A 22,199-nucleotide genomic window follows, 5' to 3' on the forward strand; every position below is an offset into this window, starting at 1 on the left:
AGCCCTGGGCCGCATTTTAAGCGGCAATTCCGGCGCATGAAGAATGCTGGCAGGCTGGTTCGTGCCCGATATGGGTATTTTCTGCGCTTCCGGCAACGGAAACGCGGGAGAAAACCCGGATCAGGCGTTGTTTCTCCTGGCCAGCACGTCGTCAACGATCGCCATGGCCGCGAGAAACGCGGCTTCTATAGCCATTTCGCTGGTATCTAGCAAGTGCGCGTCGGCGGCCGGCTTCAAGGGCGAGTCGGCACGGCCCATGTCGCGCTCGTCGCGGCGCATGATATCGGCGAGGATTTCGGCGAAATTGGCGGTGCCGCCGATGCTTTCGATCTCTGCCAGCCGGCGCTTGGCGCGTACCTCCGCGCTCGCCGTCACATAGAGTTTGATGTCGGCATCAGGGCACACGACCGTGCCGATGTCGCGCCCGTCCAGCACCGCGCCCGGCGGCGTCCTGGCGAAGGCGCGCTGCTTTTCCACGAGAATGCGCCGCACCGTCGGATACACCGCAACTTTCGAGGCGGCCTCGCCGATGGCATGCGCCGACAGCACCGCCCGGTCGAGCTTTGCCATATCGACCTGGCGCGCCGCGGTCTCGGCCGCCGAGACATTGTCGAGCGGGAGCGCATGCTGAAGCAATGCATAGGCGACCGCCCGATAGGTGAGGCCGGTGTCGAGCAGGTTCAGCCGGTAGTGGTCGGCGAGACGCCGGGCGAGTGTGCCTTTGCCTGCACCGGCAGGGCCGTCTATGGCAATGGTGAAGACGTGAGTCATTGGCTGGCCAACGAAAGGGTTGGGCGCCGAGATCCTTCGCCGCCTCCCAAAGTGCCGCGGCTGTTGGTTGCCACGACCGTCACCCGATCTCCGCCCCGAGCCCCGTCATCAGTCCCATGAACTCCGGAAAGCTCGTCGCGATCATCGCCTGGTCGTCGATGGTGACAGGCTTTTCCGTCGCCAGCCCCATGACCAGAAAGCTCATGGCGATGCGGTGGTCGAGATGTGTCTGCACCGTCGTATCCAGGCCGTTGGGATGGCCGCCGAGGCCCTTGCCGCCCGGCCTGCCGCGCACGGCAAGCGACGCCTCGCCCTCGTTGCAGTCGACGCCGTTGAGCTTCAGCCCGTTGGCGACGGCCGACAGCCGGTCGGATTCCTTCACGCGCAATTCTTCCAGCCCCTGCATCAGCGTCTCGCCCTCGGCGAAGCTGGCGGCGACAGCCAGCACCGGGTACTCGTCGATCATCGACGGTGCCCGCTCCGGCGGCACGGTGACGCCCTTGAGTTCGGAATAACGCACGTGCAGATCGGCGACATCCTCGCCGCCGGCATTGCGTGGGTTCAAGATGTCGATCTGGCCGCCCATTTCCTGCAGCGTCAGCAGCAGACCGGTGCGGGTCGGGTTCATCAGCACGTTTTCGATCACGATGTCCGAGCCCGGCACGATCAGCGCGGCGACCAGCGGGAAGCCGGCAGAGGACGGGTCGCCGGGCACGGCGATCACCTGGCCGGTCAGCTTGCCCTGACCCTCGATGAAGATATGGCGCACGCCGCGTTCGTCGGTCTCGACCGACAGGTTGGCGCCGAAGCCTTTGAGCATCTTTTCAGTGTGGTCGCGCGTCATGACAGGTTCGATGACGGTGGTGATGCCCGGCGTGTTGAGGCCGGCGAGCAGCACGGCCGATTTCACCTGCGCCGAGGCCATCGGCACGCGGTAGGTGATCGGGGCGGCGTGCTTGGGGCCATGCAGCGTGATCGGCATGCGGTCGCCCGGCGTCGCCTTCAACACCTGCACGCCCATCTGGCGCAACGGCTCCAGCACGCGGCCCATCGGCCGACCGGACAGCGAGGCGTCGCCGATGAAGGTGGTCTCCATGTCATAGGTGCCGACGAGACCCATGGTCAGCCGCGAGCCGGTGCCGGCATTGCCGAAGTCGAGCGGGCCTTCCGGCTGCAGCAGCGCGCCGTTGCCGGTGCCGCGGATCACCCATTCGGCGCCGTGCTTCTCGATATGCGCGCCCATCGCCTTCATGGCCGCGCCTGTGCGCATCACGTCCTCGCCCTCGAGCAGGCCGGTGATGCGGGTTTCGCCGGAGGCGAGGCCGCCGAACATGAAGGAGCGGTGCGAGATCGACTTGTCGCCCGGCACGCGCGCGGTGCCGGAAAGGGCTTGAGATTTGCGGGCGGTGGCCGGCTTGGCAGCGGCGGCGTGAGACATGGAATTTCCCTGAACGGAATGCCGGCGGGCCGGCGCTTTTCATTTGTTGCGGCGGTCTCGTATCACGGCGAGGCGAAATGGTCATCCCCATGGTCGTCACTTGCCGCGAGGCCTTTCAGGACTTGGTTTTGTGACGCCGGCTTTTGGCTTTGACAGCGCCGCAAACAGTGGTTAAGGGGACCACTCTTTTATTGACGAGGCTTGCCGTGGCAAAAACCGAACTTGGCACAAAGCGTATCGACCCCGAGACGGGTCGAAAATTCTACGACCTGAACAAGGACCCGATTGTCTCGCCCTACACCGGCAAGACCTATCCGCGTTCCTATTTCGAGGAAGGCAAGATCGCCGCCCTCGAGGAGGAAGAGGAAGTGGCCGAGAAGGAAGTGGACGCCGAGGACGAAGAGGGCGTTGAAGTCGTCTCGCTCGAAGAGGCCGACGACGACGTCAAGGGCGACGACCTGCCCGATCTCGGCGATGACGAGGACGTCGACCTCGGCGACGATGAGGATGACACTTTCCTTGCCGACGAAGAGGAAGAAGACGACGACGTTGCCGACATGATCGGCGTCGGCGACGACGACGACGAGGTCTGATAGGCCTGAAACGTAAGCGTTTGCAGGCTTTCTCGGCCTGTGAACAAAAAGCCGCTCATCAAGGCTTGATATCTGAGAAAGGCGGGGTTAGAAGCCGCCTGCACTAACGGCGCGGTGTTCCAACCGCGCTGATCTCTTCGCCGGAAACGGCGCCGGCTGACTGCCGGGAGTGGGGCCATAGCTCAGTTGGGAGAGCGCTTGAATGGCATTCAAGAGGTCGTCGGTTCGATTCCGATTGGCTCCACCAAACAGTCTCCCAATGTTTTCAAGTTATTTGCCGTTTGCGTGTCCGAGGCTGCCATTCGGAAACCTGCCGGGGCACGGCCAGGAGCGTTTTTCGACTCCGAGACCAAGTTTGCGAGGGGGGACTGACAGGAAAAAGCGGGAAAGCCGCGACCGAGCCTCAAGTTTCACCAGCACCGCAAGCCTTTAGGACTGCTCTTGGTACGGAAGCTTCACTTCGTCGTGCAAATGCGCGGCAACCAAGCGCGGTGTATGGTCGGGATCGTTCGACAGACCTTGGGATGGCGCAAGCAGATGACGGCCAAATAGCTTTGGCTTGACGGGGCGCTGGCCACCCCATCACTTCGCCCTTAGAGCGTTTCACCGTTTCGTGGAAACGGCGAACCGCACTAACTCTTTGTTTTGACGCAATTCCAGACGGAAAACCGCTCACACTTTTCCTGGAATTGCCCGTAGGCGGCGTCATGCTCACAGTAGGTTGCGGCCGGCTTGTCGGTCATCATCGGCCCGATGAGACGCTACCGTCTCGACGGACGGGCTGATGAGCAGTGTCCGGTTCTGTATCGGTGCTTTCCGTCGAGCGCTTATAGAAAAGCCCAAATGCCAGCAGGAAATATCCAACCTGCAGCATCATCAGCGTGAGGACGGTCCAAACGAGCGCTTTGCCGACAGATCCGGTTTCCATTTCGGCCCAGATCGCCACTACGGCCGACGTGGTGAACATCCCCACCAAAAATTGCGGAAAATACATGATTGCCCGCCCCCGTTGTCGATAGCCCGCCGCTCCATTTGCGAAGCGGCGGGGCCCCCCATCTGCCCCCCGATTGCTGGGTGAGAGATGTCGCCGGCATTGCCGACAGTGCAATGACGGTGCCAGACACGGTGACCCATTAAGGGACACCTATGCCGACGATTGCAAGACCGGATAGCTGATTAACATTACCTGTGGCTAATATGCACCTAGGGGTCGGAAGGGACGGAGCGAACCTCGCCAGCGCGAGTTTCGGCCCCTCCGACTGTCGGGACGCCCGATCACGTGTCCGGAGGGCAATCGATAGCGCCTTCACCTCGATCGAACGTCGGCTTCCAGCAGTTCTCGGTTGCTCCTAGCCCGCATGCCTTCGAAGTCCGGAATGCATGTGACTTTCCCAGTCATCATTTCTCGGCTTGAGCCACCTCCAGGCGCCCGATGCGCTGCAACGGAAAGCCGCCAAGCAGGGTTCTCCAATCCGCCAGGGCCTGACGCCAGCGAGCCCGCCGAGGATCAGGCGCCGGTTAGATCGATCGAAGAGAATTTCCAGTTTCAACGGCGGATTTGGAATAAACTAACTCTACAGAGTTTATAGAATAAGCAAAGTGCGGACGATCTGTTTCCCGGACAGGATTCCGCCATGCCCGCCTCTTTGCGCTCGCTCTCAACCCCGCCAGGAACAGTCCGCCATCGCCACCGGCTCGCGGGAGGCAGGCCATGACCGGCGACGTTCCGGACCGCATCAAGGTCCTCTGGTTTCTACCGACACATGGCGACAGCCGCTATCTCGGCACCGCTGAGGGCGGCCGATCGGTCGATCTGCCCTACCTGACGCAAGTGGCGAAGGCCGCCGACACGCTGGGCTATTACGGCGCGCTGCTGCCGACCGGCCGGTCGTGCGAGGATTCCTGGGTGATCGCCTCGGCGCTGGTGCCGCTGACCGAGCGGCTGCGTTTCCTGGTCGCCGTGCGGCCCGGCTTGCAGTCGCCGACGCTCGCCGCGCGTATGACGGCGACGCTCGACCGCATCTCCAATGGCCGCCTGCTGATCAATGTCGTCACCGGCGGCGATCCGCTTGAGAACAAGGGTGATGGCATTTTCCTGTCGCATGCCGAGCGCTACGAGGTGACGCAGGAATTCCTGCGGATCTACAAGCGCGTGCTGAGCGGTGAGACGGTCGAGCACAAGGGCAAGCATTTCCACATCGAGGATGGCAGGCTGCTGTTCCCGCCCGTGCAGACGCCCTATCCGCCGCTCTATTTTGGCGGCTCGTCCGATGCCGGGTCGACAGTGGCGGCGCAGGAGATCGACAAATATCTGACGTGGGGCGAACCGCCCGCCGATGTCGAGCGCAAGCTGGACGCCGTGCGTGACCTGGCCGAAAAGGCAGGCCGAAAACTCTCCTTCGGCATTCGCCTGCATGTCATCGCACGCGAAACCACCGAGGAGGCCTGGGCCGCCGCCGACCGGCTGATCAGCCGCCTCGACGACGCGACCATTGCTTCGGCCCAGAAGGTCTTTGCCCGCATGGATTCGGTCGGCCAGGCGCGGATGAGCGCGCTGCATGGCGGCGATCGCGCCAAGCTCGAGATCGCCCCCAATCTGTGGGCCGGTGTCGGCCTGGTGCGCGGCGGCGCGGGGACAGCCCTGGTCGGCGACCCCGACACCATCGCCGAGCGCATCGATGAGTACCGGCGCCTCGGCATCGACACCTTCATTCTGTCCGGCTACCCGCATCTGGAAGAAGCCTATCGTTTTGGCGAACTGGTGCTGCCGAAATTGCCAACCGATCATCCGGTCAAAGCCGCCGGCGCATCCGTCAACACCGGCCCGTTCGGCGAGACCATCGCCGGCGACCATCGGCCGAAGTCGCTCGCCAGCGCCTCGTGAACGCGCTGCCTCCGGTCAGCCGACTGCGCGTCGCCATCATCGGCGGCGGCTTTTCCGGCGCGGCGCTGGCCTGGCATCTGGCGCGGGCGCATCGGCCGGAGCGCCTGTTGGTCTCGGTGATCGAGCCACGCCCCACGCTCGGCGGCGGCCTGGCCTATTCCAGCGAAGAGCCGTCGCACCGGGTCAATGTGCCGGCCGTCAGAATGAGCATCGCTCCCGACGACCCGCAGCATTTTGCCCGCTGGCTGGCCGGCTCCGGCGAACTCGAGCGTGATGCGGACGCGATCTGGAAGAATGGCGACGCCTATCCGCGCCGGCGGGTGTTCGGCCGCTATGTCGCCGAGCACCTCGCGCCCTATCTGGCTTCAGGCGCGGTCCGTCATGTCGGCTGTCTCGCCACAGGCGTGACACGCGAAGCCAATGGCGCGGGCTGGGCTGTGCAGACCTCCGCCGGACCTGTCATCGCCGACATTGTCGTTCTCGCCGCCACGCATCCTGCTCCCGCAATCCCGGCAGCGCTTGCTTCCCTTGCCGAAGCGCCGGGTTTTGTCGCCGATCCCTACGCAGCGTCGGCACTTGCCAGGATCGACCGGCAAGCTTCGGTGCTGATCGTCGGCTCCGGGCTGACCTCGGCCGACATGGTCGCGGAGCTCGACCGCCGCGGCCATCGCGGCCGCGTCCTGGCGCTGTCGCGCCGCGGACTTCGCTCGCGCGGCCATCCTGATGTCAGGGGCGAACCCTTCGGCGATTTCGCATCGGCGCCGGCCACATCGGCGCTCGGTCTGCTTCGCAAAATCCGCGTGACGCTGGCGGCGGCGCGCGAGGCCAATGTCAACTGGCAGTCCGTCTTCGACCAGTTGCGCCTGCAGGGGCCGGTTCTGTGGGCCGCGCTTGCTCCATCAGAACGTGCAAGGCTCGTCCGCCGGCTGCGCGTGTTCTGGGACGTGCATCGCTTCAGGATCGCCCCGCAAATTGCTTCCGTGCTCGACCGCCGCAAGGCCGCCGGCACGTTCGACACCATCGCCGCCAGGCTTGTCGCGTCGAACGACGAGGGCGAGAACCTCGCGGTCAGCTTTCAGCGGCGCGGCCAGACTCGGATCGAGACCGCACGCTTCGATGCCGTCATCAACACGACGGGGCCTGCCCATGGGCGGGCGCTTCAGCTCAATCCGGCGCTGCGCTCCCTGGCCGAGGCCGGGTTGATCAGGGTCGACGCCTACGGACTCGGCATTGAGACAAATCTCGACAGCCGCGCCATCGGCCGCGATGGCGAGGCGGTCGCCGGGCTCTTTGTCGCCGGTCCGCTGGCGCGGGGCACCTTCGGCGAACTCATGGGCCTGCCGGAGGTCGCCCGCCATGCCCAGATGGTCGCGACCGAGATCGCAAGGCTGGTCGACGGGTTTCCGTCCGTCCAGGCGGTTGGCGCCAATGCCAGCGACGTTGCGACCGTGCGCTGACAAGCTGAAGCCGGCCTGGCCGGGCAAAATTGGTATTTCCGTCCCAAGCGGCCGGCAAAAACGGAAAATCCTACTTTGTATATATAATCAGTAGACATAATAAATATCGGTGAGCTCCGGCCACGCCGGACCGATCAATGACACGGCCTGAAGGGGAGACAGTTCATGGCACACGCAGCAACCGACGCGGTCAAGTTCGCCTACTGGGTGCCGAATGTTTCGGGCGGCCTGGTGATTTCCAACATCGAGCAGCGCACCAACCATTCGGCCGAATATAACCGCAAGCTGGCGCAGATCGCGGAGAAGGCCGGCTTCGACTATGCGCTGAGCCAGATCCGTTTCACCGCCGGCTACGGCGCCGACGAACAGCATGAATCGGTTGCCTTCAGCCATGATCTGCTGGCGGCCACCACGACGCTGAAGGTGATCGCGGCGATCCTGCCCGGGCCGTGGAATCCGGCGCTGGCCGCAAAGCAGCTCGCCACCATCAGCTACCTGACCAATGGCCGCGTCGCCATCAACCTCGTCTCCGGCTGGTTCCGCGGCGAGTTCCACGCCATCGGAGAGCACTGGCTCGACCATGACGAGCGCTACCGCCGCTCCGAGGAATTCATCCGCGCCTTGCGTGGAATATGGACGCAGGACAGCTTCACCTTCCGCGGCGATTTCTACCGCTTCAACGAATATTCACTGAAGCCGAAGCCGCCACAGCCTTTGCCGGAAATCTTCCAGGGTGGCTCGTCGCGTGCCGCGCGCGACATGGCCTCGCGTGTCTCGGACTGGTACTTCACCAACGGCAACACGCCGGCCGAAATCGCCAAGCAGGTGGATGACATCAGGGCCAAGGCGAAGGCCAACAACCATTCGGTCAAGGTTGGCGTCAACGCCTTCGCCATCGTCCGCGAGACGGAGGACGAGGCCAAGGCGGTGCTCGCCGAAATCATCGCCAAGGCCAACCCCGAAGCGGTCAACGCCTTCGGCCACGAGGTCAAGAATGCCGGCAAGGCCTCGCCGGAAGGCGAGGGCAACTGGGCAAAATCCTCCTTCGACGATCTGGTCCAGTACAATGACGGCTTCCGTTCGAACCTGATCGGCACGCCAAGGCAGGTCGCCGAGCGCATCGTCGATCTCAAGCGCGCCGGCGCCGATCTCATCCTGCTCGGCTTCCTGCACTTCCAGGAAGAGGTCGAGTACTTCGGCAAGCATGTCATCCCGCTGGTCCGCGAACTGGAAAATGCCGAGCAGGCCGCATCGCTGGCAGCGGAATAGCCCTTTTCAAAAAGCAGGCCGGACTGTCCGGCCTGCACACCAATGAAGGTTCCCCAGCGCGCTCGATCGATCGGGCGGCGATGAGGATTCGTGCGCCTGCTGAAGCAATCGAGGACGACTGGAATGCCCTTGGCCAGCTATGCCCTTGGAATGATGGACGCCTCGGTCTACGCGCCGGAAGTTTTCGCGCGCGGCCTGCCGTCAACGCCCCAGTCGTCCGCCGTTGGCATCGTGCCGGCAGGGTCGATCGCGGATGCCGCCGCTCCGTTGCTCGCCCTGCAGGGCATCGGCCTGTCGTTCGGCGGCGTCGTCGCGCTGGCCGATATCGAGCTGTCGGTGAATCCCGGCGAGATTCGCGCCATCATAGGCCCGAACGGCGCCGGCAAGAGTTCGCTGATCAACGTCATCAGCGGCGTCTACCGGCCGGATCGAGGCCATGTCCTGCTCGATGGCGTCCGTTATGGCCAGGTGCCGACGCAGCGGCTGGCGCATCTCGGCGTCGCCAGGACGTTTCAGAACCTTGCTCTGTTCAAGGGCCTAAGCGTCCTCGACAATGTCGCCTCCGGCCTCGCCTACAAGGTCCGCTCCAATTTTGCCGGCCAGGTGCTCGGCATCGGCCGCTCGCGTGGCGAGCAGCGCGACTCCCTGAGCCGCGCCGGCCAGATCCTCGAATTCCTCGACCTCACGGCGGTTCGCGATCGCCTCGCAGGCACGCTGCCTTACGGGCTGCAGAAGCGGGTCGAACTGGCCCGCGCGCTGGTCGCTGAGCCGCGCCTGCTTCTGCTCGACGAACCGATGGCCGGCATGACCGCAAGCGAGAAGAGCGAGATGGCAAGTTTCGTGCGTGCCGCGCGCGACCGCTTCGCCACCACGGTCGTGCTGATCGAGCATGATGTCGGTGTCGTCATGGGCCTGTCCGACCGCATCGCCGTTCTCGACTACGGCCGCAAGATCGCTGACGCCACGCCCGACGAAGTCAGGAACGATCAGCGCGTTATCGATGCCTATCTCGGCGTCGCCTCCGACAATGAGGACGGGGCAGGCATATGATCGCCGATTTCGACTACCAGTTCTTCATCGAAGTGCTCGTCGGCGGCCTGCTCTCCGGCGTCATGTACTCGCTGGTCGCGATCGGCTTCGTGCTGATCTACAAGACATCAGGCGTGCTCAATTTCGCGCAAGGCGCGCTGCTCTTGTTTGCGGCACTCACCTTCGTCAGCCTGGTCGAGCGCGGCGTTCCCTTCGCGCTGGCGCTGGTGGCCACCTTCGCCATTATGGTGGCGATCGGCATCGCCATCGAGCGCACGGTGCTCAGGCCACTCACCAACAAGCCGCCGATCACGCTGTTCATGGCGACGCTCGGCCTGTCCTACATCATCGAGGGCGCTGCCCAGCTGATCTGGGGCACGCAGGTCCACGGCCTCGACCTCGGCATCGAGGATGTGCCGCTGGAAGTCGGCGGCGTGCTGATCAGCCAGTTCGACATCTTCGCGGCGGTGGTCGCCGCCGGCATGGTTCTGCTGCTGTCGCTGTTCTTCCGCTACACCCGCATCGGGCTCTCCTTCCGCGCCGTTGCCGACGACCAGTTCGCCGCCCTGGCTGTCGGCCTCAGGCTGCCGCTGATCTGGGCGACCGTCTGGGCCGCCGCCGGCCTGGTCGCGCTGGTCGCGGGTCTGCTCTGGGGCGCCCGCCTCGGCGTGCAATTCTCCCTGTCGCTGGTGGTGCTCAAGGCGCTGCCGGTGCTGGTGCTTGGCGGCTTCGATTCCATTCTCGGCGCCATCGTCGGCGGCCTCTTGATCGGCGCCAGCGAGAAACTCGCCGAGGTCTATATCGGCGACTATTTCGGCGGCGGCATCGAGAGCTGGTTCGCCTATGTCGTGGCGCTGGTCTTCCTGCTCATTCGCCCCTCCGGCCTGTTCGGCCAGAAGCTCGTGGAAAGGGTCTGAGCATGGCCGCGATCACAAGCGATCTCACCTCCGCACCGGTGCTGCCGAAATGGATCGCGCCCGTGCTGCTGCTTGCCTTTGCCTATGGCGTCGTGCCGTTGATCGGTTCGAGCTATCTGTTCGAGGCCATCCTGCTGCCGTTCCTGGCGCTCGGTCTTGCCGGCGTCGGGCTGAACATCCTCACCGGCTATGCCGGCCAGGTCTCGCTGGGCAGCGCCGCCTTCATGGCGGCGGGCGCCTTCGCCGCCTACAATTTCAACCTGCGTGTTGAAGGCCTGCCGCTGATCGGCAGCATCGTGCTCGCCGGCATCGTCGCCGCCGCGATCGGCATCGTCTTCGGCCTGCCGAGCCTACGGCTGAAAGGGTTCTATCTCGCCGTCTCGACGCTCGCCGCTCAGTTCTTCGTGCAATGGGCGCTGACCAAGTTCAGCTGGTTCTCCAACAACTCGGCGTCCGGTGTCATCGACGCGCCGAGGCTGTCTATCGGCGGTCTTGCGCTGGATGGCGCCGTCGGCCGCTATCTCTTTGCGCTGACCATCGTCAGCATCCTCACCTTCCTCGCCTATCGGCTCGTGTCGTCGCAGACCGGTCGCAACTTCATTGCCATCCGCGACAACGAGACCGCCGCCCGCATCATCGGCATTCCGGTGCTGAAGACCAAGCTGCTGGCCTTCGCCATCTCCTCCTTCATTATCGGCGTTGCCGGCGTCATCTGGGCCTTCGCCTATCTCAGGACCGTCGAGCCGGACGGCTTCGATCTCGACCGCTCGTTCCAGATCCTGTTCATCATCATCATCGGCGGCCTCGCTTCGATCCGTGGCGCTTTCTTCGGCGCCGCCCTGATCGTCGTCTTCCCGCTTGGCCTGTCGCGCCTCGGCGGCTTCCTGCTCGGCGATGTCTTCGACTCGGGCGTCCTCGACATGAGCCAGCGCATCGTGCTCGGCGCCCTCATCATCCTGTTTCTGATCCTGGAACCCGACGGGCTGGTGGCCCTGTGGGACAGGATCCGAAGACGGCTCCTGTTCGCCTGGCAGTCGACATGAGCCCTGCGGGGCAACCGCATCGAACTGAATCGGAAAATGAACCAGAGGCCGAACCAAGACGGCCCATACCGGGAGTATCTCGACCATGACCTTCCTCAGCACAATCAAGGCGGCGGCGCTGTCCGCGGCGATGATCGTGTCGGTGGCCTTGCCGGCCGCCCACGCCGACGAACAATACTTTCCGCTGCAGAGCTATCGCGTCGGTCCCTACGCGGCCGGCGGCACCGGCTTTTTCGGCGGCTTCATCGACTATCTCAATCTCATCAACATCCGCGACGGCGGCGTCAACGGCGTCAAGCTGACCTGGGACGAATGCGAGACCCAGTACGAGGTCGAGCGTGGCGTCGAATGCTATGAGCGGCAGAAGAGCCATGCGGGTGCGGCCGCATGGAATCCGCTTTCGGTCGGCATCGCCTATGCCATGATCGACCGTATCACCGCCGACAAGGTGCCGTTGATCACCGTCAACCATGGCCGCACCGACTCCACCGACGGCCGCGTTTTCCCTTACGTCTTCCCGCTGCTGCTCAATCCCTACAGCGAGACATCAGGCATCGTGAACTACATCGCCGCCAAGGAAGGCGGCATCGACAAGCTCAAGGGCAAGAAGATCGTCGTGCTCTATCACGGCTCGCCCTACGGCAAGGAGACCATCCCGATCTATGAATTGCTGGCGCAGAAATACGGCTTCACCGTGCAGCAGATCGAGGTGCCGCATCCCGGCAATGAGCAGCAGTCGCAATGGCTGACCATCCGCCGCGCCAAGCCGGACTTCGTCGTCCTGCGCGGCTGGGGCGTGATGAACCCGGTGGCGCTGAAGACGGCGGTCAAGGTCGGCTTCCCCGTCGACCATATTGTCGGCAATGTCTGGTCGAATTCGGAAGAGGACGTCATCCCGGCCGGCGACGCCGCCAAGGGCTACACCGCCATCACCACCCAGGCCTCCGGCAACACCTATCCGGTGGTGCAGGAGATCGTGAAGACTGTCTACGGCGCCAGCAAGGGCAACCTTGAAGACAAGTCGCGCATCGGCTCGGTCTACCACAATCTCGGCATCGTCAACGGCATCCTCAATGTCGAGGCGATCCGTGTCGCGCAAGAGAAATTCGGCCACCGCACGCTGACCGGCGATGAAGTCCGCTGGGGCTTCGAACATCTCAAGCTCGATCCGGCCAAGGTCGAGGCGCTCGGCGCCAAGGACCTGTTCCACTCCATCAATGTCAGCTGGGACAATCACGAGGGCGAAGGCTACGTGACCTTCCAGCAGTGGGACGGCAAGAAGTGGAACGTCGTCTCCGACTGGATCGCGCCGGACTGGGCGCTGCTGCGGCCAATCATCGAGAAATCCGCCGAAGCCTATGCCGCCGAGAAGGGCATCAAGCTGCGCACCGCCGATGATGCCAACGCCGTGACCACCAACTGATCAGCCAATGCCGGGCGCCACGGACAGCTTTCCGTGGCGCACCGCTCCTTACGGTTCTCGAACCGCGGAAGAAGAGCCCATGCCGGACAATGACGTCATCCTTGCGGTGGACACGATCCATGCCACCTATAACCAGGCCATCACGGCGCTGCACGGCGTCAGCTTCGAGATCCGGCGCGGCGAAATCCTGGCGCTGCTCGGCGCCAACGGCGCCGGCAAGACCACGACGCTGAAGACCGTCTCCAACCTGCTGCCGGCGGAACGCGGCCAGGTCAATGCCGGTAGCATCCGCTATGACGGCGCCGATGTCTCTCGCCGCAAGCCCGGCGATCTGGTGCGCGCCGGGCTGGTGTCGGTGCTGGAAGGCCGCCACTGCTTCAAGAGCCTCACCGTCGAGGAAAACCTGGTCGCCGGCGGCATCGGCCGCAGCGGCCGCCGTGCCGAGATCAACGCGGATCTCGAGCGGATCTACGGCTATTTTCCCCGTCTCAAGGAGAAGCGTCGGACCCTGTCCGGACTGACCTCCGGCGGCGAGCAGCAGATGGCGGCGATCGGCCGGGCGCTGATGTCGCGGCCGCGTCTGCTGGTTCTCGACGAGCCGTCGATGGGGCTGGCCCCGCTCATCGTCCAGGACATCTTCCAGACACTCAGAAAACTCAACCGCGAAACCGGCCTGTCGATCCTGGTCGCCGAGCAGAATTCCGCTGTCGCGCTGCGCTATGCCGACCACGCCACGGTGCTCGAAAACGGCGTCTCCGTTCTCACCGGCGCTGCTGCCAATCTTCGCCAGCGCGAGGACGTGCGCGCCTTCTATCTCGGTCAATCGACCACCGGCCAACAGCCCTCGCCGGCTGCCAAACCAGCCCATCTCCATGCCGTCGCTTGAACAAAATCTCAAGGAGCAGTGAAATGACCGTCTCGAACGTCAAAACAGACCACGCCTCCGCCGCCGTGCCGCCCGTTGCAAGGCCGTCGGCGCCGGCCCACATCATCCGGGATGACGCCGAAGCGATTGCGGTGGCCCACGCGCTTGCCGCCGAATTCGTCAAGGGCTCCTCGAAGCGCGACCGCGAGCGGATCTGGCCGGTCGCTGAACTCGACGCCTTCTCGCAGAGCGGCCTGTGGTCGATCAACGTACCCAAGGCGTTCGGCGGGCCGGAGGTGTCCTACGCGACGTTGACCAAGGTGATCGAGATCATCTCGGCTGCGGATTCCTCGATCGGCCAGATCGCGCAGAACCATCTCGGCGTCGTCGCCGCCATCCGCACCGTTTCCGACGCGGACCAGCAGAAGCTGCTGTTTGCCGAGGCGCTGAAAGGCACGCGGTTCGGCAACGCCTTTTCCGAGTTCGGCTCCAAGCGCGCCGCCGATTTCGAGACCCGTTTCACCGATGCCGGCGACCATGTCGTCGTCAACGGCCGCAAATTCTATTCCTCCGGCGCTTTGCTTGCCCATCTGGTGCCGATCGTGGCGCTCGATGACGAGGGCCGCGCCTGGTATGCCATTGCCGACCGCGGAGCGCCGGGCCTGACGGTCATCGACGACTGGTCGAGCTTCGGCCAGCGCACGACCTTGTCGGGCACCGTCATCATAGACAATGTCAAGGTGCCGAAGACTTTTCTGGTGCCCGGCTACAAGGGCTACGACAAACCGACCGCCGACGGCGCCATCTTCCAGATCATCCAGGTGGCGGTCGACACCGGCATTGCCCAGGCGGCGATCGACGAGACGGTTTACTTCGTCAGGACGAAGAGCCGCGCCTGGATCGACAGCGGCGTCGACAATGCCTGGGACGATCCCTACACCATCCAGGCGGTCGGCGACCTGACGCTGCGCCTGCACGCCGCGCAGGCGCTGCTCGAAAAGGCCGGCCTGGCGATCGACCGCGCGGTGGCCGAGCCGACCGCCGATACGGTGGCGCATGCGCAGATCGTAACTGCCGAGGCGAAGATACTGTCGACCGAAATCGCCATCGCCGCCACCAACAAGCTGTTCGAACTGGCCGGCACGCGTTCGACGCTGGCCGAGCACAATCTCGACAGGCATTGGCGCAATGCCCGCACCCACACGCTGCACGATCCGGTACGCTGGAAGTACTCGATCCTCGGCAAATATTTCCTAAACGGCGAAAATCCGCCGCTGCACGCCTGGAGCTGATTTCCCCTCGGCGGGCCGGGTGGCCCGCCACTTCAAACTTCGACATCCAAGAGGCCCACTGCCATGTCAAACCCCACAGTCGTCGGTTTTTCCGGCAACATCACCCGGCCGTCAAAGACGCGCGCCTTCGTCGAACTGGTCACCAGGGACATCGCCGCGCGCCATGGCCTGTCGGCTGTCACCTACGACATCGAGGATGTCGGCCCTTCGCTCGGCACGGCACGGTGGGCGCGCGACCTCGACAGCCGGGCGCAGCCGATCCTGGCGCAGATTCTCGCGGCCGATGTGCTGGTGGTCGGTTCGCCGACCTACAAGGGCAGCTATACCGGCCTGTTCAAGCACTTCTTCGACCTGATCGATCCGGCCGCGTTGCGGGGCAAGCCCATCGTGCTGACCGCGACCGGCGGCGGCGAGCGCCATGCGTTGATCGTCGAGCATCAACTGCGACCGCTGTTCGGCTTCTTCGAGGCCTTTGCCTTGCCGACTGCCGTCTATGCCACCGACAAGGATTTCACCGACGGAGTGCTGCGCTCCGAGGCGATCCTGAAGCGCGCGGCGCAAGCGGTGGACGAGGTCGGCTTCGTACTCGCCAACCGCTCGGCAGGCAGGATCGCCGCCGAATAGCAGCCGACAGTGGCTTTCACCGATTGAAATCCGCACGAGCGGCTTCCTCACTTACGTGCAATTTACGACCGCCCGCTACAAAGTTCCTGTCTGATTCGTCCGGGACAGGAACACCATGAGCAAAGCCCTTACGACCTTCGCACTCGTCGCCGTGCTGACCGCCTTGCTCATGGCGCTGAGCCTTGCGGTGGCCAGGCATGGCTATCCCTATGGCGCAATCGGCGTCAGACGCCTCGACGGCATCGCTGATGCCGGAACCTTCATTCCGCTCGCCGCCGTCTTTTTCTTCAGCGCGCTGTTGATGATGATCCTGCCGATCAGGGCGGCCAGCATCGTCCTCACCCATTGCGCCGACGCGATCTTCTGGGCGGTGATCGTGCTGTTCGCCACAATCGTCGGCGGCCTTCTCGCCCGATGGGCTTTCGGTCAGGGCAGCGCAATGCTCGCATTGCTGAACTGGCGGTTCCTGTTTGCCGTGGCTGTCGTCGGTTGCCACTTCGTCATGAACGAACTGCGCCGCAACGTGCTGTTGCGCAGCCTGTTCTTCGTGGTCTTCGCCGCCGCGACGCTCGCCTGCTTGTTCTGGTCGTTCACCCTCTAGAAAAAGCACAATGTTCGTCCGCCTCCACCCTTTGTTGCCGGGTGGCGGAACGCTGCACCGTTTGTCGTTGTGCATCCCTCATGCCTCAGCGGGCGCGAGAATGAGACCTGTCGCGTGCTCGTCTCGTCTGGATGGTTTGCGCAAATTTACAATCCGCGCGGCCGCCGTTCCAATAGTTTGGCTCCATCGAAAATGAACAAGGAGCTGCGAGAATGAACCGCCGCGAATTTGCCAAAAGCGCCATCGCGGCAGCTCTTCTCGGCGGTCTCACCGATCGCAGCGCCGTCTCACAGGAGAATACGACAATGGCCAAGCCGACGCCGTTCAAGATTGCCATTTCCGATGACCAACTCGCCGATCTCAAGGCGCGCCTGAGCCACACCCGCTGGCCGGATGAACCCGCCGGAGCCGGATGGATGACTGGTACGAATCTCGACTACATGAAGAAGCTGACCGCCTACTGGCTCCATGACTATGATTGGCGGAAGGCCGAAGCGAGCCTGAACGCATTGCCGAACTACAAGGTCGATATCGAGGGCATCGCCCTGCATTTCGTCCATCAGCCGTCGAAAAAGAAGGGTGCGACGGCAATCCTTCTGCTTCATGGCTGGCCGGACAGTTTTTACCGCTATCACAAGGTCGTGGATGCGCTGGCGGAGGAATTTCACGTCGTCGTGCCGTCCATTCCGGGGACTGGCTTTTCTGGCAGAACGGCTCTGCCCGCCGACAAGGTGGCCGACATTCTTGCTCACCTTATGAATGACGTGCTGGGCTACGACCGCTTCATCGTGGCTGGCGGCGATCTGGGGTCGGTGATCGCCATGTCGCTGGCGCAGCGCCACTCGGACAAGCTTATCGGCTTCCATCTGACCGATGTGGGCTACCCGGACCAGACCACGGATTTTGGCGCCCTCAGCGGCCCGGAGCAGGGTTACGCGGGAGCGATCCAGCAATGGTTCTTCATGCATGGCGCCTTCAATCTGGTCCAGGCGACAAAGCCGCAGAGCCTTGCCTTTGCCATGAACGACTCTCCGGTCGGCCTTGCCGCATGGATTATGAGCTTCATGGCCGGAATGGGGGTCGGCGACGAGGCCGACGCCAGATTTGGTCGCGACGCGCTTTTGACCAACATCATGATCTACTGGCTGACGGAAACGGCGGCCTCGTCCTTCCGCATTTACAATCAGAACGCGATGCAGCCGCCGACCATCAAGGGAAAGAACACCGGGGTTCCGGTGGCGGTGGCGACCGAAGCGCCGATCCCGGGCGGCGTTCGCCTGCCGCGTGAATGGGCGGACCGCCAGACGTCGGGAAATGTCGTGCAATTTCACAATATGGAAAAGACGGGCCATTTCGCCGCGTGGGAAGATCCGGCATTCTATGTCGAGGACATCAAGCAATTCGCGGCGCTTGTCACGAAATAGCGCCGCGGTGATCTCCGCCGGGCGAACCCTCGCCCGGCATCAGATCTTGTGAACCGCATCGAGGTTTGATGGCAGAGAACCCATGATCTTCTTTATGGATTTGATCATGTGCGGTTGATCCGTATAGCCAAGATCGAAGGCCACGGCCGCGGCACTATCGCCGGCTTTCAAGCGCCGAACCGCTTCCTGTGCGCGGCGGATCAACTGGAAATCCTTCTGCGTGATGCCGGTGGTGTTCTTGAAATGCTGCTGCACCGAGCGTTTGGAGGCAGCCTTGGGCTTCTCGGTAAAGGCCCTGGCCACGACGTCGTCGGACGCAAGCAGCCCCGCCGCTATCATCTCGTCGACAAGAGCTTCGGCGTTCAGGAAAGTCGGCAACGGCAGTTCCACGCCATCCAATAGAAATTGGTCTTGTGTTACATCCAGAAATCGGACCGCGGCGCCGGTTCGCACCTCCTTGTCACGCGCAAGATAGACATGGGCGGCAAATGAGATGACGACCGAGTGCTCACCCTCGACATATGGCACGTCGACGGGCTCGGTTGCCTGGCCGCTCAAGAACACCACGGAAAGCCCGTCCGGCGCGACGCTGCGGAGCAGATCCCACGAACCGTCAGGTGTGGCTTTGTAAATCCCGTTGCTCAAACACACAGTTTGCCAGACTGTGTCGATCCAGGGATGGGGAGATGGCCGGCTCGTATGCTTTTGGACCATGATCGGCAATTGCTCCGGCAAAACCGCGACGTCGATTCATGAATGGAGATTTTACAGTCGAACCCTTGCGCGACGGCGTCCAGCCCTTGCGATTGATTTTGCGCAAGACGCACCCACGCCGACCTGGGAGTGGCGATCAGCCAGGGCCGGCATTGTCGTGGCCGGTTAATTCCGGGATCCGGTGGCGATGTTGGCGGCAACCGTTTCCATCCATGTCCAGAGATAGGCGGCGAGGCCACGATCGACATGGATGCGCAGGCTGCGCTGACGGCGGTACACGATGGCGCCGATGCCGGCGAAGGAAAGCGTTGCACTGGCGCTTGGCGGCCCAGCGGGGTCGAGCGTCGTCCCGCGTGCGATGAAGGCATCAAGCGCCGGGCCTTCGACCTCGAACACCTGCAATCCGGCGCTGATCTCCGTCACAGCGAACCCCTCGCTGAACCACCCGGTGGCCATGCCGAAGGGCGTGGTGGAAACGGCGAGCAAGAGGTCGCGTGCCAGGCGGACCGAATAGCGCATGCCTTCCGCCAGGCCGAATGCCCCGACGGCTGGTCCATCGAAGCCGGAAGCCTCGGCCCATGCCGCAAGGTCGCCACTGACCAGGCGTTGGTGCAGCCCGGCAACGGCGCCTATTTTGAGCCCCGGCACTTCAATGGTGGCGTTCCGCCAGTCCGGTGGGACGGACCATTTTTCCGCGAGATCACGCATGGAGCCGGTCTCCTGCCGGGTCGAAGGCGCAAGGCGCGGCGATCGTCGCCGTCCTGACCTTGCCGAGATGCTGGACTTCGATCGTCTCGCCGTGGCGCGCCGCGCCGCGCTCGATCAGAGCGAGCGCGATGGGCCGGCCAAGCGTCGGGCTCCGGTAGCTCGAGGTGACGAAGCCCTGGCTGTGCAGCCTGCCGCTCTCCCGCTTGATGCCATGCGCGCCGGTTGGCAGCGGCGCTTCACCGGACGGCACCGTCAGGCCGACAAGCTGCAGGCGATCGCCGCGCGAGGCCTCCTCGGTAAACAGCGAGCGGCGACCGACATATTCGGTCTGGCGTTTGGTGCGTGGGCCTTCGCTGCCGAGGTCGTGTGGCAGCGTGGTGCCGTCCGTATCTTTTCCAATGACGATGAAGCCTTTTTCGGCACGCAGGATCATCAGCGCTTCGAGACCGATGACGACGGCATCGAATGCCTGCCCGGCTTGCCGCAGATGCGCCCATAGCGGCTCGGCGCGATCCGCAGGGATCGAGATCTCGTAGCTCCTGTCGCCGGTGAAGCTGACCCGCGCGATGCGCACCGCGTCGCCGCCATAGCTGCCGTGACCGATCGCCATATGCGGCAGATCGGCATCGTCGAGCGAGCGGCCAAGATCGATTGTTTCGAGCAGCTTGCGGGCATTCGGTCCTGAGACGGTAAGTGTCGCCATGTCCGATGTGGCGTTGTGGATATAGACGGCGTCACGGCCAAAGCGGTCCTGGCGCCATTCCTCCAGCCGGGCATGCACGGCAGCGACATGCGAGGACGAGCACGACACGACGAAGCGATGCTCGTCCAGCCGCACCAGCACGCCGTCGTCGAAGACCACGCCATTCTCCGACAGCATGAAGCCATAGCGGCAGCGGCCCGGCTTCAGCGTCGACATGGTGTTGTAGTACAGGAAATCGACGAATGCGGCCGCCTTCGGTCCGATCACCTCGATCTTGCCGAGCGTCGAACCGTCGAACAGCGCGACCGACCGGCGCGCGCGCAACGCCTCGTCCTGGATGGCGCGATCCGTATCGGCGCCACGGCCGCCATAATGGGCAGGCCGCAGCCAGCCGCCATATTCCTGGAAGATGGCGCCGCTTTCGCGATGCACGCTCTCCAGCGGCAGCCGGCGCACCGGCGCCATCAACTCGCCAACGCGCGCGCCGGCAAAGCTCGCCAGCGGCACCGGCGTGAAGGGCGGACGGTAGGTGGTGGTGCCGACCTCCGGCACGGTGCGGCCGGTAATCCCGGCCATCAGCGCCAGGCCGGGCAGGTTGGAGGTCTTGCCCTGGTCCGTCGCCATGCCAAGCGTCGTGTAACGCTTCAGATGCTCGACCGAGACGAAGTTTTCGCGTGCCGCCAGTTCGACGTCCTTCACCGTCACGTCGTTCTGATAGTCGATCCAGATGCGCCCTTTCGAGCCGGGCACCGGCCACGCTGCAACGATGCCGCCAGTCGCCTCCGGTCCGGTGCTGCGCGGTAGGGCGGCCGTCGTCGGACCAAGCGGCGCAACAGCTGTCCGCGCGTCGGCAAACACTTCCGACAACGAGACGGAACCGGCTGCCGCACCGGCGACGGAAATGCCGTCAACGGGATCGCCCGGCAGGAAGGCGGCGCGGGCCCCGCTCCAGGCGAGCTTGCCCTTGGCCTGGCCAAACAGATGGATTGTCGGCGTCCAGCCGCCCGAGACCAGCACGCAGTCGGCGTCGAGCCTGGTGCCGTCATCCAGCGTTACGCCCTCGACGCGCAGTCTGCCCATGGCGGCTGCAAGCGCCCGCCCTTTGACCAGCCGCACCTTGGCCGGGGTTTCGGGGATGCCGTCACGCCTGATGTCGACAAGCGTGACGTCGGCGCCAGCCTCGGCCAACGCTGCCGCCACCTCATAAGCACTGTCATTGTTGGTCGCGACGACAACGCGCCGGCCGACGAGAACCGCGTGGCGTCTGAGATAGGCGAGTGCCGCATCCGCCGACAGGACGCCCGGCAGGTCGTTGTTGGCGAAGGGCAGTGGCCGCTCGATGGCGCCGGTCGCCAGCACGATATGACGCGGCCGGACCCGCCACAGCGTGTCGCGCCGGCCATCGAAATGACGCTGGTTCAGCCCGACCAGATCGTGGTCGTAGATGCCGAAGGCGGTGGTCGATGGCAGGATCAGGTGACCGCCGGCGGTAAGTACCGCAACTGTCTCCTCGATCCACATGGCCACGGGCTTGCCGTCGATCTCGCCGGCGCGATGGCCGAGCGATCCGCCCGGTTCACGCTGGTCGTCGACCAGCGTAACGGAGAGGCCCGCGCCGGCGGCCATCCTGGCTGTCGCCAGTCCGGCCGGTCCAGCGCCGACCACCAGCACGTCGCAATGATGGTTGACCTGGTCCGCCGTGCCCGGTGAGGTCCAGTCGGTGTCGACCTTGCCCAGTCCGGCCATGGCGCGGATGCGCGGCTCGAACATGTGCCAGTCCGGCCACATGAAGGTCTTGTAGTAGAACGCCGCCGGGATGAAGCGCGCAAAACGGTCGAGGAAGGCGTTGCGGTCGCTCAATGCATTCGGCATGGCGTTGACGCTTTTCGCCACCAGCCCGTCGCGTGCCGGCTCGGTCGTGGCCCGCGTGTTCGGCGACGCCTGTGGGCCGCCAATATCGACCAGCGCGTTCGGCTCCTCGACGCCGGCGCCCCAGATGCCGCGCGGCCGGTGGTATTTGAAGCTACGGCCGACGACCGCGATATCATTGGCGAGCAGTGCCGAAGCAATGGTGTCGCCGGCAAAACCGTCCACGCTTGCGCCGTCGAAGCTGAAGCGGATCGGCCGCGAGCGGTCGATGGCGCTGCCGCCGGTGGCGAGACGCGCGGCGCTCACGCCGCGTGCTCCCCGCCAAGCGCGGTCGACGACAGCACCTTGTGCGTGACGGTGTCACGCTCCATGACGAAGAACTCGCCGCAGCTCATGTGAACCCAGATTTCGCGCGCCGTGCCCTTCGGGTTGCTGCGCAGATAGAGATAGTTGGTCCAGCTTTCGATCGGCACCTCGGCGCCGTCAGGCCTGGCATTGCCGGCATCGCCGCCATAGTGGAATTCGGTCTCGTCGCGCGGGCCGCAGAACGGGCAAGGGAAAAGCTGCATGACTGC

The 22,199-nt window shown here is 64.1% G+C and carries 20 protein-coding genes and 1 tRNA gene; 14 read left to right on the forward strand and 7 right to left on the reverse strand.

Annotation, left to right across the window (positions count from 1 at the left end):
* Nucleotides 1-120: 120 nt before the first annotated feature.
* Nucleotides 121-771: a (d)CMP kinase gene (cmk, locus tag D3242_RS11520; protein WP_019862791.1), complete on the reverse strand. Its 651-nt coding sequence runs from the start codon at nucleotides 769-771 to the stop codon at nucleotides 121-123.
* Nucleotides 772-850: 79 nt separating this feature from the next.
* Nucleotides 851-2,209 (reverse strand): 3-phosphoshikimate 1-carboxyvinyltransferase, encoded by a 1,359-nt coding sequence (gene aroA / locus D3242_RS11525; RefSeq protein WP_064984411.1) that lies wholly within the window; start codon nucleotides 2,207-2,209, stop codon nucleotides 851-853.
* Nucleotides 2,210-2,415: 206 nt separating this feature from the next.
* Between aroA and D3242_RS11530 the strand changes: the two genes are divergently transcribed.
* Complete coding sequence (locus D3242_RS11530; protein WP_027047671.1) at nucleotides 2,416-2,802, forward strand: TIGR02300 family protein; 387 nt, start codon at nucleotides 2,416-2,418, stop codon at nucleotides 2,800-2,802.
* 171 nt (nucleotides 2,803-2,973) lie between these two features.
* Nucleotides 2,974-3,049 (forward strand) — tRNA-Ala (locus D3242_RS11535).
* 495 nt (nucleotides 3,050-3,544) lie between these two features.
* Here D3242_RS11535 and D3242_RS11540 read toward each other — a convergent pair.
* A complete protein-coding gene (locus D3242_RS11540; RefSeq protein ID WP_027047672.1) occupies nucleotides 3,545-3,796 on the reverse strand; it encodes a hypothetical protein in 252 nt (83 codons plus the stop codon).
* Between the two features lie 717 nt (nucleotides 3,797-4,513).
* On the opposite strand from D3242_RS11540, the gene ssuD reads away from it, so the two are divergent.
* From ssuD to D3242_RS11600, 12 genes are all read left to right on the forward strand, one after another.
* A complete protein-coding gene (ssuD, locus tag D3242_RS11545) occupies nucleotides 4,514-5,686 on the forward strand; it encodes an FMNH2-dependent alkanesulfonate monooxygenase (protein ID WP_019862794.1) in 1,173 nt (390 codons plus the stop codon).
* Entirely contained in the window at nucleotides 5,683-7,143 is a 1,461-nt protein-coding gene (locus D3242_RS11550) for an FAD/NAD(P)-binding protein (protein ID WP_064984413.1), read from the forward strand. Before ssuD ends, D3242_RS11550 begins: the two co-directional genes overlap by 4 nt.
* Before the next feature lie 165 nt (nucleotides 7,144-7,308).
* Nucleotides 7,309-8,412, forward strand: a complete 1,104-nt coding sequence (gene sfnG / locus D3242_RS11555; RefSeq protein WP_064984414.1) for a dimethylsulfone monooxygenase SfnG — start codon at nucleotides 7,309-7,311, stop codon at nucleotides 8,410-8,412.
* Nucleotides 8,413-8,535: 123 nt separating this feature from the next.
* Nucleotides 8,536-9,462, forward strand: a complete 927-nt coding sequence (locus tag D3242_RS11560) for an ABC transporter ATP-binding protein (RefSeq protein WP_064984416.1) — start codon at nucleotides 8,536-8,538, stop codon at nucleotides 9,460-9,462.
* Nucleotides 9,459-10,358 carry a branched-chain amino acid ABC transporter permease gene (locus D3242_RS11565; RefSeq protein WP_064984417.1) on the forward strand — a complete coding sequence of 300 codons (900 nt, stop codon included), beginning with the start codon at nucleotides 9,459-9,461 and terminating at the stop codon, nucleotides 10,356-10,358. The genes D3242_RS11560 and D3242_RS11565 overlap by 4 nt, the downstream gene beginning before the upstream one ends.
* A gap of 2 nt (nucleotides 10,359-10,360) precedes the next feature.
* Entirely contained in the window at nucleotides 10,361-11,401 is a 1,041-nt protein-coding gene (locus D3242_RS11570) for a branched-chain amino acid ABC transporter permease (protein WP_064984419.1), read from the forward strand.
* Between the two features lie 85 nt (nucleotides 11,402-11,486).
* Nucleotides 11,487-12,824 carry an ABC transporter substrate-binding protein gene (locus tag D3242_RS11575; protein WP_064984421.1) on the forward strand — a complete coding sequence of 446 codons (1,338 nt, stop codon included), beginning with the start codon at nucleotides 11,487-11,489 and terminating at the stop codon, nucleotides 12,822-12,824.
* A gap of 79 nt (nucleotides 12,825-12,903) precedes the next feature.
* A complete protein-coding gene (locus D3242_RS11580) occupies nucleotides 12,904-13,710 on the forward strand; it encodes an ABC transporter ATP-binding protein (RefSeq protein WP_064984423.1) in 807 nt (268 codons plus the stop codon).
* A gap of 23 nt (nucleotides 13,711-13,733) precedes the next feature.
* On the forward strand, nucleotides 13,734-14,981 hold the full coding sequence (locus D3242_RS11585; protein WP_064984424.1) for an SfnB family sulfur acquisition oxidoreductase: 1,248 nt from the start codon (nucleotides 13,734-13,736) through the stop codon (nucleotides 14,979-14,981).
* A gap of 63 nt (nucleotides 14,982-15,044) precedes the next feature.
* Nucleotides 15,045-15,605, forward strand: coding sequence for an FMN reductase (gene msuE, locus D3242_RS11590; RefSeq protein ID WP_019862803.1), 561 nt, complete (start codon nucleotides 15,045-15,047; stop codon nucleotides 15,603-15,605).
* 115 nt (nucleotides 15,606-15,720) lie between these two features.
* On the forward strand, nucleotides 15,721-16,206 hold the full coding sequence (locus D3242_RS11595; protein ID WP_038651664.1) for a hypothetical protein: 486 nt from the start codon (nucleotides 15,721-15,723) through the stop codon (nucleotides 16,204-16,206).
* Between the two features lie 212 nt (nucleotides 16,207-16,418).
* The gene (locus tag D3242_RS11600) at nucleotides 16,419-17,630 is read left to right on the forward strand and encodes an epoxide hydrolase family protein (protein WP_064984426.1); all 1,212 of its coding nucleotides are present in this window, start codon (nucleotides 16,419-16,421) and stop codon (nucleotides 17,628-17,630) included.
* A gap of 39 nt (nucleotides 17,631-17,669) precedes the next feature.
* On the opposite strand, the gene D3242_RS11605 is transcribed toward D3242_RS11600, so the two are convergent.
* The 4 genes from D3242_RS11605 to D3242_RS11620 form a co-directional block, all read right to left on the reverse strand.
* Nucleotides 17,670-18,275, reverse strand: a complete 606-nt coding sequence (locus D3242_RS11605) for a helix-turn-helix domain-containing protein (RefSeq protein ID WP_208645778.1) — start codon at nucleotides 18,273-18,275, stop codon at nucleotides 17,670-17,672.
* A gap of 234 nt (nucleotides 18,276-18,509) precedes the next feature.
* Nucleotides 18,510-19,052, reverse strand: a complete 543-nt coding sequence (locus D3242_RS11610; protein ID WP_064984427.1) for an aminomethyltransferase family protein — start codon at nucleotides 19,050-19,052, stop codon at nucleotides 18,510-18,512.
* On the reverse strand, nucleotides 19,045-21,930 hold the full coding sequence (locus D3242_RS11615; protein ID WP_064984429.1) for a sarcosine oxidase subunit alpha family protein: 2,886 nt from the start codon (nucleotides 21,928-21,930) through the stop codon (nucleotides 19,045-19,047). Before D3242_RS11615 ends, D3242_RS11610 begins: the two co-directional genes overlap by 8 nt.
* Nucleotides 21,927-22,193, reverse strand: coding sequence for a sarcosine oxidase subunit delta (locus D3242_RS11620; RefSeq protein WP_064984431.1), 267 nt, complete (start codon nucleotides 22,191-22,193; stop codon nucleotides 21,927-21,929). Before D3242_RS11620 ends, D3242_RS11615 begins: the two co-directional genes overlap by 4 nt.
* Nucleotides 22,194-22,199: the final 6 nt, after the last annotated feature.

Source organism: Mesorhizobium jarvisii, from assembly GCF_003601985.1.
GTDB lineage: Bacteria > Pseudomonadota > Alphaproteobacteria > Rhizobiales > Rhizobiaceae > Mesorhizobium > Mesorhizobium jarvisii.

What these genes read in the sequence shown, in the direction of transcription:
- cmk (WP_019862791.1), bottom strand. Translation starts at nt 771, where the DNA reads ATGACTCACGTCTTCACCATTGCCATAGACGGCCCTGCCGGTGCAGGC.
- aroA (WP_064984411.1), bottom strand. Translation starts at nt 2,209, where the DNA reads ATGTCTCACGCCGCCGCTGCCAAGCCGGCCACCGCCCGCAAATCTCAA.
- D3242_RS11540 (WP_027047672.1), bottom strand. Translation starts at nt 3,796, where the DNA reads ATGTATTTTCCGCAATTTTTGGTGGGGATGTTCACCACGTCGGCCGTA.
- ssuD (WP_019862794.1), top strand. Translation starts at nt 4,514, where the DNA reads ATGACCGGCGACGTTCCGGACCGCATCAAGGTCCTCTGGTTTCTACCG.
- sfnG (WP_064984414.1), top strand. Translation starts at nt 7,309, where the DNA reads ATGGCACACGCAGCAACCGACGCGGTCAAGTTCGCCTACTGGGTGCCG.
- D3242_RS11560 (WP_064984416.1), top strand. Translation starts at nt 8,536, where the DNA reads ATGCCCTTGGCCAGCTATGCCCTTGGAATGATGGACGCCTCGGTCTAC.
- D3242_RS11565 (WP_064984417.1), top strand. Translation starts at nt 9,459, where the DNA reads ATGATCGCCGATTTCGACTACCAGTTCTTCATCGAAGTGCTCGTCGGC.
- D3242_RS11570 (WP_064984419.1), top strand. Translation starts at nt 10,361, where the DNA reads ATGGCCGCGATCACAAGCGATCTCACCTCCGCACCGGTGCTGCCGAAA.
- D3242_RS11575 (WP_064984421.1), top strand. Translation starts at nt 11,487, where the DNA reads ATGACCTTCCTCAGCACAATCAAGGCGGCGGCGCTGTCCGCGGCGATG.
- D3242_RS11580 (WP_064984423.1), top strand. Translation starts at nt 12,904, where the DNA reads ATGCCGGACAATGACGTCATCCTTGCGGTGGACACGATCCATGCCACC.
- D3242_RS11585 (WP_064984424.1), top strand. Translation starts at nt 13,734, where the DNA reads ATGACCGTCTCGAACGTCAAAACAGACCACGCCTCCGCCGCCGTGCCG.
- msuE (WP_019862803.1), top strand. Translation starts at nt 15,045, where the DNA reads ATGTCAAACCCCACAGTCGTCGGTTTTTCCGGCAACATCACCCGGCCG.
- D3242_RS11595 (WP_038651664.1), top strand. Translation starts at nt 15,721, where the DNA reads ATGAGCAAAGCCCTTACGACCTTCGCACTCGTCGCCGTGCTGACCGCC.
- D3242_RS11600 (WP_064984426.1), top strand. Translation starts at nt 16,419, where the DNA reads ATGAACCGCCGCGAATTTGCCAAAAGCGCCATCGCGGCAGCTCTTCTC.
- D3242_RS11610 (WP_064984427.1), bottom strand. Translation starts at nt 19,052, where the DNA reads ATGCGTGATCTCGCGGAAAAATGGTCCGTCCCACCGGACTGGCGGAAC.
- D3242_RS11620 (WP_064984431.1), bottom strand. Translation starts at nt 22,193, where the DNA reads ATGCAGCTTTTCCCTTGCCCGTTCTGCGGCCCGCGCGACGAGACCGAA.